8 protein-coding genes and 1 pseudogene are annotated in these 10656 nt (G+C 40.2%); 8 read left to right on the top strand and 1 reads right to left on the bottom strand.

What is annotated here, in order from left to right; translation table 11 throughout:
- Positions 1 to 886 (top strand): annotated as a pseudogene (locus CYP84_RS00665) (hypothetical protein); the annotation flags it as partial.
- A 58-nt stretch (positions 887 to 944) separates the two neighbouring features.
- Here CYP84_RS00665 and CYP84_RS00660 read toward each other — a convergent pair.
- Positions 945 to 1298: a histidine triad nucleotide-binding protein gene (locus CYP84_RS00660; protein WP_004317216.1), complete on the bottom strand. Its 354-nt coding sequence runs from the start codon at positions 1296 to 1298 to the stop codon at positions 945 to 947.
- 118 nt (positions 1299 to 1416) lie between these two features.
- On the opposite strand from CYP84_RS00660, the gene pheS reads away from it, so the two are divergent.
- The 7 genes from pheS to serA all read left to right on the top strand — a co-directional run bounded on the left by pheS (position 1417) and on the right by serA (position 10652).
- Positions 1417 to 2412, top strand: a complete 996-nt coding sequence (gene pheS / locus CYP84_RS00655; RefSeq protein WP_103636340.1) for a phenylalanine--tRNA ligase subunit alpha — start codon at positions 1417 to 1419, stop codon at positions 2410 to 2412.
- A complete protein-coding gene (pheT, locus tag CYP84_RS00650) occupies positions 2409 to 4745 on the top strand; it encodes a phenylalanine--tRNA ligase subunit beta (protein WP_103636339.1) in 2337 nt (778 codons plus the stop codon). Before pheS ends, pheT begins: the two co-directional genes overlap by 4 nt.
- Positions 4742 to 6028, top strand: coding sequence for a 3-phosphoshikimate 1-carboxyvinyltransferase (gene aroA / locus CYP84_RS00645; RefSeq protein WP_103636338.1), 1287 nt, complete (start codon positions 4742 to 4744; stop codon positions 6026 to 6028). Before pheT ends, aroA begins: the two co-directional genes overlap by 4 nt.
- Positions 6009 to 6833, top strand: coding sequence for a 4-hydroxy-3-methylbut-2-enyl diphosphate reductase (locus tag CYP84_RS00640; protein ID WP_103616995.1), 825 nt, complete (start codon positions 6009 to 6011; stop codon positions 6831 to 6833). Before aroA ends, CYP84_RS00640 begins: the two co-directional genes overlap by 20 nt.
- Positions 6834 to 6913: 80 nt before the next feature.
- A complete protein-coding gene (locus tag CYP84_RS00635; protein ID WP_103636337.1) occupies positions 6914 to 8590 on the top strand; it encodes a 30S ribosomal protein S1 in 1677 nt (558 codons plus the stop codon).
- Positions 8591 to 8595: 5 nt separating this feature from the next.
- Positions 8596 to 9078 (top strand): hypothetical protein, encoded by a 483-nt coding sequence (locus CYP84_RS00630; protein ID WP_103636336.1) that lies wholly within the window; start codon positions 8596 to 8598, stop codon positions 9076 to 9078.
- The gene (gene serA, locus CYP84_RS00625) at positions 9072 to 10652 is read left to right on the top strand and encodes a phosphoglycerate dehydrogenase (protein ID WP_223228656.1); all 1581 of its coding nucleotides are present in this window, start codon (positions 9072 to 9074) and stop codon (positions 10650 to 10652) included. The genes CYP84_RS00630 and serA overlap by 7 nt, the downstream gene beginning before the upstream one ends.
- The last annotated feature ends 4 nt before the right edge of the window (positions 10653 to 10656 follow it).

Below are 10656 nucleotides of genomic sequence, written 5' to 3'. Positions count from 1 at the left end.
AAAAGATCCACTCACTCCACTTAGCGTTGCGCGGCTTGTCTATATGGAGAAAAATAGGGGCGAGAGCTTGGCTGAAGAGAAGGTGCTCTTTTTGCTTTGCGATAAAAATCCGCTTAGCCTTGAGATGTTTTCACGTGCTTTTAGCTTCTTAGACTGCGAAGTCATAGGCGTTAGCAGCCACAAAGAGCTTAAACAAGCACTGCTTTTAAATAGATTTAACGCAGTCTTTATCGATGCTTCATTTTTTGAAAATGGTGTGGCAAATTTCGTAAAAGAGATAAGATCGCTTCAAGAAGAGAAGATAAATTTAGTCGCCGTGGTCTCAAATACCTCAAATATCCCTGAAAGAGAGCTGCTGCCGGCGTTTGATGAGAAGATCAGAAAGCCTTTTAGCAAAGATGAGCTAAATCAAATTTTGCCTAAATTTATAAAAAACTATAAGCCAAGTAAAGAAAATAGATACTTTAGTAAAAATGAAAATATAGTGATTTATAAGAGCACAAAGCTTGAAAATAAGATATTTGCTGGCGCTCTTGGTGAGTTTCAAAACACGCTTGAGGTGGCAAATAGCTTTAGCGAACTTTTGATAAAGATAAAGACAAAACCTTGCTCTCTAGCGCTTGTGGATGAAGCAGCGGAGGGCTTTGATATAAAAGAGCTTTTAGCTACGATATCTGAGCTTAGAGCTGGGCTAAAGCTAGATGCTAGAGTGCTACTTTTTAGCAACAACTTGGAGCTTAAAAATCAAAAAGAGTATATAAAAATCCTATCTCCAAGTGTGAGCAAGATAGAGCTTACAAACTTCGTAAAATCAGAGCTTGGCGAGATAAATTCGACCCAAAATGAACTAAAGAACAACTTTAAGTTTATAAAATTTAAGAGTTGAGTTTTGAAGTAAAAATTTGAAGTGAAATTTAGACTCAAAAAGAGTCTAAATTTTGTTTTTAAAATGTGCTTTGTGGATCAGCTACGCCTTCGCTCCAGCCAAGCTTTGCACCAGCAAGTAGGTGAAAGTGTAGGTGCATGACCTCTTGACCGCCGTTTTCACCGCAGTTTGTTATGAGACGGTATCCGCTCTTATCAACGCCCATTAAGCTCGCCACTTCTTGGATAAATTTAGTCATCTCACCCATCAAAACTGGGTCCATCTCTTGGAAATTTTTGTAGTGTTTTTTAGGGATGATGAGGATGTGGATCGGCGCTTTTGGATTGATGTCGTTAAAAGCTAGAAATTTCTCGCTCTCAAGCACTTTGTTACAAGGAATTTCACCAGCAACGATCTTTTCAAATATGGTCATTTTAGCTCCTTTGAAAGTTTGAGAAATTATATCAAAGTGTGCTTAAATTTCGCGCTTTTTATCTTGATTTTAACTCTTTTTCTATAAAATCGATGCAAAAATTCATAAAGGTAAAAAATTGCAAGATTTCATTAATAAAATCAAAAATGAAATTTCAACTCTTGATGATCTGGAGAAGGTCAGGGTAGAAATTTTTGGCAAAAAGGGCATCTTGGCGCAAGGTTTTGCAAAGCTAAAAGAGCTTGGCGAGGATGAAAAAAAGGAATTTGCAGCAAATTTAAACAAGCAAAGAGATGAGCTTAGCGTGCTTATAGAAGCTAAAAAAGCCGAGCTTAGCGAGCAAGAGATAGATAACAAGATGAAAAAAGAGGCCGCTGATATCACGCTCTTTAACGAGCCTGTTGCTAGTGGGGCGCTGCACCCTGTGATGGCTACGATGGATAAGATAATTGAATATTTTTTAGCTCTAAATTTCTCGCTCGAGACTGGGCCGCTTATAGAAGATGATTTTCATAACTTTGAGGCGCTAAATTTACCAAAATACCACCCAGCAAGGGATATGCAAGATACATTTTACCTAGATGATTTTAGACTTTTAAGGACGCATACGAGCCCAGTTCAGGTGCGAACTATGCTAAATCAAAAGCCACCTATCCGCATGATAGCGCCTGGCACTGTCTTTAGACGTGATATGGACTTAACGCATACACCGATGTTTCACCAGGTCGAGGGCCTTGTGGTTGAGGATGCAGACAAAGTTAGCTTTGCAAATTTAAAATCAATGCTAGAGGGCTTTTTAAAGTATATGTTTGGCGACGTTGAAGTGCGTTTTCGCCCTAGCTTCTTTCCATTTACGGAGCCTAGCGCTGAGGTTGATATTAGTTGTATATTCTGCCACGGCAAGGGCTGCAGGGTGTGCAAGCAGACTACTTGGCTTGAGGTGCTTGGATGCGGCGTCGTCGATCCAAATGTATTTAAGGCGGTTGGCTATAAAAATGTAAGCGGATATGCCTTTGGCCTTGGGGTTGAGAGATTTGCGATGTTGCTTCATAGAGTGCCTGATCTAAGGTCACTTTTTGAGGGAGATTTAAGATTGTTGGAGCAGTTTAAATGATAATTTCAAAGCATTGGTTAAACGAGTGGATCGACCTTAGCGAGGTTAGCGGCGAGACACTTTCAAAGACATTAAACTCTATCGGCTTAGAAGTTGATAGCTATAAAGAGATAAATTTACCAAAAAGCGTTGTGGTGGGCTATGTAAAAAGTAGAGAAAAACACCCAGATGCCGATAAACTAAGCGTTTGTCAAGTTGATGTTGGCAGCGAAACGCTTCAGATCGTATGCGGTGCAAAAAACGTCGAGGCTGGTCAGTTTGTGCCAGTTGCGCTCATTGGCACGACCATGCCAAATGGTCTTGAGATCAAAAAGGCAAAGCTAAGAGGCATCGAGTCATGCGGTATGATCTGCTCTTCAACTGAGCTAGGACTGCCTAAGACAAATGACGGTATCTTGCCACTTGATGAGAGTATCGGCAAGCTAAAACTTGGCACAAGTCTTGGTGAATTTGAAGCGTTTAAAGATGTGATCATCGAGGTCGATGTCACAGCAAACAGGGGTGACTGCCAAAATTTACACGGCATCGCAAGAGAAATTTGCACCGCACTTGATCTAAATATGAAAGATAGCCATGAAAATGAAGATAGCGAAAATTTACTAGGCATCGGCAGGATCGCGTCTGTGCGAACCGAAGATAAGGTAAATGGCTCATTTTTGTATAAAGCATTTGAGCTAAAAAATGCATTAAGTGAAAATTTATTAACTCGCTTGAGGCTAGCTCTAATTGAGTGCCAAAAGACAAATTTAGTAGAAAGACTGCTTGAATACGCGACATTTTGCACGGGTGTTTTATTTAGAGCTTATGATCACGCTAAGCTTGTGGGCGAGGGCGAAAAAGCTGTTTTTGACATCAAAAATGGCGAAAATGGCGAGTGCGTGGTTTTTTGTGAGGATAAAAATTTAGGCGTTGCTGGAATTTACCAAAGCGATGAGGCTAGGGTCGATGAGGGCTCAAAGGTGATCTTGGTAGAGGCTAGCTACGTAAAACCAGATGTTGTCTCAAAAGCCATTTTTGAAAATAAAAATTTACCAAAAGGCGATCAGGTTTATCGCTCAAGCCGTGGTAGCGAGCCAAATTTAGCTTACGGGGCGGACTATCTTTTTAAAAGGCTAGCTGGCTTTAAAGATAGCTTAAGTCTTTTTGCAGGCTCACAGCAATCACTTCTAAACACCGAGCCTATCACGCTTAGCATCTCACTTGGCGAGCTTAAAAATATGATCGGTCAAGAGGTTGCAAGAAACGATGTTGTTAAAATTTTAAAGAAACTTGGCTTTGAGATCAGCGTAAATGTTGAGCAAGAGAGCTTTAACGTAAAAGTGCCGTTATTTCGCCACGACATCGTAAATTCGCATGATATTTGTGAGGAGATCGTAAGGATAATAGGCATCGACAATATCGCCTCAACGCCGTTAAATTTTGCAGAGAAAAATAGGCTAAATAAGACATATTTTGACTATAAAAATGCTTTAAATTTAAGGCGCCGTGCAGCCGATAATGGCTTTTTTGAAAGCGTGCACTACGTATTTGACAGCCTTGATGAGCTAAGTGAGCTAAATTTCAAACCTTGCAAGATCAAGATATTAAATCCTATAAACAACGAGCTAAACACGCTTAGACCAGCACTTGTTAATCACCTTCTAAGCTCAAGCGAGAAAAACATCAAAAACTCAAAACGCTCAGTTAGACTTTTTGAGCTTGGCGAAGTCTTTGACGAAAATGCAAATCAAGGTTTAAATTTAGGCTTTGTCGTATCAGGGCTTTTAAAAGAGCCAACACTGATAAACGGCGCAAAGGGCGAGGAGGCAAATTTCTACGCATTTGCGGCGATGGTGCAAAATGTAATAGGCAAATTTGAGCTAAAACCTTGCCAAGAGATCTCATATCTTAGCCCATACGAACAAGCACACATCTATCAAAATGGCGAAAAGATCGGCTATATCGGCAGAGTTGATGCGAGGGTAGAGGCAAAAAGAGATCTACCTAAAACTTATGTTTGTGAGATTGATTTTGCAAAGCTTAAATTTGAACCGGTCTTAGCAGTGCCATACTCTAAATTTCAAAGCACGACAAGAGATCTTAGCCTCATCGTGCCTGAAAATTTCGAGGCTGGACGAATTTATGAGTGCATAAGAGGGCTAAATTTAAAAGAGCTAAAAGAGTTCTTGCCGGTTGATATCTATAAAGATGCGAAACTAAACGGTGCGATCAGCCTTAGCCTTAAATTTACATTCCAAGATATGGAAAAAACTCTCGAAGATGACGATATAAACGCACTTATGGATAAAATTTTAAGCGAGCTAAAAGAGAAACTAAATATCGGAATAAGATGAGAATTTATCCATTAGAAAAAAGTCTAAATTTAACCATCGATGACATCGCGGCTGATAAGTCTATCTCGCATAGATGTGCGATCTTTTCACTTTTAAGCGACAAACCATCTCGCGTTAGAAACTATCTAAGAGCAGGCGACACGCTAAATACCTTAAAGATCGTTCAGCTCTTAGGTGCAAATGTCGAAGATAACGGAGCTGAGATAATAATCACTTCACCACAAAAGATAAAAGAGCCAAATGAAATTTTAGAGTGTGGCAACTCTGGCACGGCGATGAGGCTTTTTATGGGGTTACTAGCCGCACAGAAGGGTTTTTTCGTGCTAAGTGGTGATAAATATTTAAATTCTCGCCCGATGGCAAGGATAGCAAAGCCTTTAAATGAGATGGGTGCAAAGATAGATGGCGCAAATGGCGCAAATAACGCTCCTCTTTGCATAAGAGGGACGAAATTTGAAAGATTTAGTTTTGAGAGCAAGATCGCCTCAGCTCAGGTAAAAAGTGCGCTTTTGCTAGCAGCTCTTTACTCAAATGGCTGTAAATTTAGCGAGCCAGAGCTAAGTAGGGATCACACCGAGCGCATGCTAGCTGGTATGGGAGCTGATATAAAGCGTGACGAGCTAGAGATCACACTAGAGCCTATGAAAGCCCCACTTGCGCCACTTGATATAGATGTTCCAAATGACCCAAGCTCGGCATTTTTCTTTGCAGTCGCAGCTCTAATCATCCCAAATTCGCATATCATTTTAAAAAATATCTTGCTAAATAAAACTCGCATCGAAGCTTACAGAGTTTTAGAAAAAATGGGTGCTGAGATAAAATTTCATAAAACTTCAATCAAATACGAAGATATCGGCGACATCGAGGTCAAGTACTCGCCAATTTTAAAAGGCGTAGAAGTTAGCGAAAATATCTCATGGCTCATCGACGAAGCCCCAGCTTTAGCCATCGCATTTACCTGCGCAAAGGGTCAAAGCAAGCTAACAAATGCAAAAGAGCTTCGCGTAAAAGAGAGCGACAGGATAGCTGTCACGATAAATGCGCTAAAGAAGTGCGGTGTCGATGCTAGCGAGCTTGAAGATGGCTTTATCATAAATGGCTCTGAGGCTAAATTTGCCACGATAGATAGCCACGGAGATCACAGGATCGCCATGAGCTTTGCCATACTTGGACTAAAATGTGGCATGCAGATAGAAAAGAGCGAATTTATCGCCACTTCGTTTCCAAATTTTGCTGAAATTTTAAAGAAAATGGGAGCTAAGGTTGAAGATCGAGCTTGCTAGTAGTTATGGCTTTTGCTTTGGCGTAAAAAGGGCGATAAAGATAGCTGAAAACGCCGGAGATGCGGCAACTATCGGCCCACTCATACATAATAACGAAGAGATAAACAGGCTTGAGAAAAATTACAATGTAAAGACGCTTGAGGGCATAAGCGAGTTAAAAGACGAGAAAAAGGCGATCATTCGCACTCATGGCATCACTAAAAACGACCTTGCAGAGCTAAAAAAAACCGATATAAAAGTGATCGATGCAACTTGTCCGTTTGTGACAAAGCCGCAACAAATTTGCGAAAAAATGAGCGAAGAGGGCTATGATGTGGTGATTTTTGGCGACATGCACCACCCAGAGGTAAAAGGGGTGAAGTCATATGCTAAGGGTAACGTCTATGTCGTGCTTGAAGAGAGCGAGCTAGAGGGCATTAAATTTAAGCAAAAGGTCGCGCTTGTTAGCCAAACTACTAGAAAAGTTGAGAAATTTATGCAGATCGCAAACTATCTCATGCTTCATGTAAAAGAGCTGCGCGTTTTTAACACGATCTGCAACGCGACATTTGAAAACCAAGAGGCCGCTAAAAATTTAGCAAAAAGAGCTGACGTGATGATAATAATCGGCGGAAAAAACAGCTCAAACACAAAACAACTCTACCTAATATCTAAAAATTTTTGCGAAGATAGCTACCTAATAGAAAGCGAAGAAGAGCTTGAGGGATCATGGTTTGATGGCAAAAATTTGTGTGGTATAAGTGCTGGTGCTAGCACGCCTGACTGGATCATACAAAAAGTCGTTGATAGAATCAAAAAAGTATAAAATTTATCCTAGCTAAAGCCACAATTAACTATAATAAGCCAATTTGCCTCTACTGGCATAATAAAATTTAAAGGATCAAGATGGCTGTGAACAAAAGTGTTCAATTAGGAAAAGCAAAAGACGAAGATATCGAAGATATCGATTTTGCTGCGATGTTAGAGGAGTCTTTTAAAAAGACTGAAGAAGATAGTGACGCAAAGATCGTCAGTATCAATGGCGATGAGGTTTTAATCGACGTTGGCAAGAAGTCAGAAGGCATTTTAAATGTTTCTGAGATCACTGACGCAAACGGCAACCTGACGCATAAAGTTGGCGATACGATCAAAGTTGTAATAACTGGATCAAGAAATGGAAGACCTATAGTGTCGCACAAAAAAGCACTTAGAAAAGAGAAAGTTAAAGCTTTCATCGAAGCTTACGATCCTGAAAATTCTGGCGAAATCGACGTAAAAGTAGTTGGAAAAAATAAAGGTGGTTTTATCACTCAAGACGCAAATGGCGTAGAATTTTTCTTACCAAGAACGCACAGCGGATTTAAAAACGCTGAGGGCGTAGTTGGAAAATCATACAAAGTAAGAGTTATAAAAGTCGATAAAGAAGAGAACAGCATAGTTGTCTCAAGAAAGAAAATTTTAGATGACGACCGCAAAAAACGCAAAGAAGCCCTATCAAGTATAGTAGAAAACGATAGCGTTATAGAGGGCACAGTTAAGAAAATCACAACTTATGGTATGTTTGTTGATGTTGGCGGTGTAGACGGACTTGTTCACTACAGCGAGATAAGCTACAAAGGCCCAGTAAATCCTAGCTCTTTATATAAAGAAGGCGATAAAGTTTTAGTTAAAGTTATCAGTTATGACAACGAAAAACGCCACCTATCTCTATCTATCAAGGCAGCTACTCCAGATCCTTGGGAAGAGATCATAAGCGACGGCCTAGAAGTTGGCGACACTATAAAAGTAACAGTTAGCAACATCGAGCCTTATGGCGCATTTGTCGATCTTGGAAATGATATTGAAGGATTTTTACATATATCTGAAATTTCATGGGACAAAAATATCAAAAATCCAAAAGATCACATCAGCGAAGGCCAAGAGATCGATGTTGAGGTTATCGAAATAGACGCAAAAGGACACCGCTTAAGAGTGAGCCTTAAAAATTTACTTCCAAAACCATTTGATGAATTTAAAGCTAAATTTAAAGAAGGCGACGTAGTAAAAGGCGTTGTGACAACTATCACAAATTTTGGTGCATTTGTTAGAATAGGCTGCGTTGAGGGCTTGCTACATAACGAAGATGCATCTTGGGATAGAAATGACAAGTGCAAAGATATGTTTAAGGCTGGCGACGAGCTTGAAGTAAAAATCATCAAAATCGACAGCGCTGAGCAAAAAATTTCTCTAAGCCTAAAAGATCTAAAACAAAGTCCAGTTCAGGCATTTGCTAATAAATTTAGTGTAGGCGACATCGTAAAAGGAACGATCCGTGACATTAAAGACTTCGGCGTATTTGTTGAGCTTGGCGATAATGTAGATGCATTAATCCGCAAAGAAGATCTAGGCAGCGTAGATGCTAGCACGTTAAAGATCGGCGATGAGATCGAAGCTGCTATCGCATTTATCGATGAGAAGAAAAATAGAATTCGCCTAAGCATACGCCGTTTAGCAAAACAAAAAGAGCGTGAAGTGTTAAATGAGATCAACGACAACGATGACAAAGTAACACTTGGCGACATCATAAAAGAACAATTACGCTAGTATAAATGGGCAGACGCACGCTTTTATCAGTAGTTGTTCTGCTCTTTGTGATGTTAGGTTTGGTTGGAATTTATCTTGTTAAATTTGCAAGTGTAAATTTCAGCCAAACTACTGAAAAAAATATTACAAGTGAGCAAAATATAACCAAAAACACAGCCGGCAGTGAAAACTGGATCAACGAGCTGGCAACTATTAAGAAAAAAGATTATGTATTGCCCGTAAATGAAATTTTTATAGAATACAACCGACCTAAGATAGAAAAGCCAAAGATCACAGCATACGAACTTTTGATAGATAAAAACGATATCTACTCTATGTTCTGCTTGATGCAGACTTTGCGAAATAGCGAGGTTGATTTTACTGTAGTAAGAGATGGCGCTAAGAGCCAGATCTTTTTAAATACCCAAGACTCAAGGCTTTTGCAAAATATCATTTTGCAGCTAAGAGTTTACGACATCCACTCAAGTGTGAGAGAGGTAAAATTATGAAAACTATCATTGTTTGCGATGCGATACACCCAGTAGGTTTTGAACTTTTAAAAAAAGAACAAGATATAAATGTAATAGACGCAGTTAATACCCCAAAAGACGAGCTTTTAAAAATTTTAGGCGAGGCTGATGTAGCGATCACTAGAAGCTCGACTGAGGTAAATGAGGCATTTTTAGAAGCTGGTAAGAAGCTAAAAGCTATCGTTAGAGCCGGTGTTGGCGTGGATAATGTTGATATAGATGGCTGTTCAAGAAGAGGCATCATCGCTATGAACGTCCCAACTGCAAATACTATCGCAGCAGTTGAGCTAACTATGGCGCACATGCTAGCAGCTGCAAGATCACTTGAATACGCTCACAACGATCTAAAGCTAGAAAGAATTTGGAAACGCGAGAAGTGGTATGGAGTTGAGCTTTTTAAGAAAAAGCTGGGCGTGATAGGTTTTGGTAATATCGGCTCAAGAGTAGCAGCTCGCGCAAAAGCTTTTGGCATGGATATCATCGCATACGATCCATACATCGATCCATCTAAGGTCATCGATATGGGCGGCACTTATACTAAAAATTTTGATGACATCTTGGCATGCGACTTCATCACGATCCACACTCCAAAGACCAAAGAGACAACCGATATGATCGGCGCTAAAGAGATAGCAAAGATGAAAGATGGCGTAAGGCTTATAAACTGCGCTAGAGGTGGTCTTTATAACGAAGAGGCACTTTATGAGGGGCTAAAAAGTGGCAAGATAGCATTTGCAGGTATTGACGTCTTTACAAAAGAGCCAGCGACAAGCCATCCGCTTCTTGATCTAAATAATGTAAGCGTCACACCGCATCTTGGGGCAAACACCCTTGAGTCGCAGCGCAACATCGCAGTAGAGGCAGTCGAGCAGGCTATCTTGGCAGCACGAGGTATAAGCTATCCAAACGCTTTAAATTTACCTATCAAAACAGAAGATCTACCGCCGTTTGTTGAGCCTTATATCGATCTTACAAGCAAGATGGCATTTCTTGCAGCTCAGATAAACAAAAGCGCTATCAAGGCTATCCGTATAGAGACTCACGGGCAGATTAGCGAATATGCAAATTCAATGCTAACTTTTGCGATCGTGGGCGCTTTAAAAGAGAGTCTTGGCGATGCGATAAACTACGTAAATGCTAAATTTTTATGCGACGAAAAAGGCATAACTACCGAAACTAGCACAGGTGGAGATAGCATCTTTAAAAACAAGATCACAGTTCGTCTTACGACTGAAAATGGCATCGTAAGCGTTGGTGGCACGGTCTTTGGTGAAAATCAACAACGCATAGTAACCGTCAATGGCTTTAAGACTGACTTCAAGCCAAAAGGCAAGATGATCATCTTTAAAAACCACGACGTACCAGGCGTTATCGCTCAGATCAGTAAAATTTTAGCTGATGAGAAGATAAACATCGCAGACTTCCGCCTTGGTAGAGATGAGCACGGCATGGCGCTTGCAGTCATCTTGGTTGATGAACATATAAAAACAGAAACGCTAGAGAGATTAAACGCACTTGAAGCTTGTGTTTGGGCTCAATACGCAGTTATATAACAAA

The sequence above is a fragment of the Campylobacter concisus genome (genome assembly GCF_002912425.1).
GTDB lineage: Bacteria > Campylobacterota > Campylobacteria > Campylobacterales > Campylobacteraceae > Campylobacter_A > Campylobacter_A concisus_AH.
This window is presented reverse-complemented; position numbering and strand designations above follow the sequence as displayed.

Coding starts and splice junctions, on each gene's coding strand:
- CYP84_RS00660 (WP_004317216.1), bottom strand. CDS start 1,298: ATGACCATATTTGAAAAGATCGTTGCTGGTGAAATTCCTTGTAACAAA.
- pheT (WP_103636339.1), top strand. CDS start 2,409: ATGATAATTTCAAAGCATTGGTTAAACGAGTGGATCGACCTTAGCGAG.
- aroA (WP_103636338.1), top strand. CDS start 4,742: ATGAGAATTTATCCATTAGAAAAAAGTCTAAATTTAACCATCGATGAC.
- CYP84_RS00635 (WP_103636337.1), top strand. CDS start 6,914: ATGGCTGTGAACAAAAGTGTTCAATTAGGAAAAGCAAAAGACGAAGAT.
- CYP84_RS00630 (WP_103636336.1), top strand. CDS start 8,596: ATGGGCAGACGCACGCTTTTATCAGTAGTTGTTCTGCTCTTTGTGATG.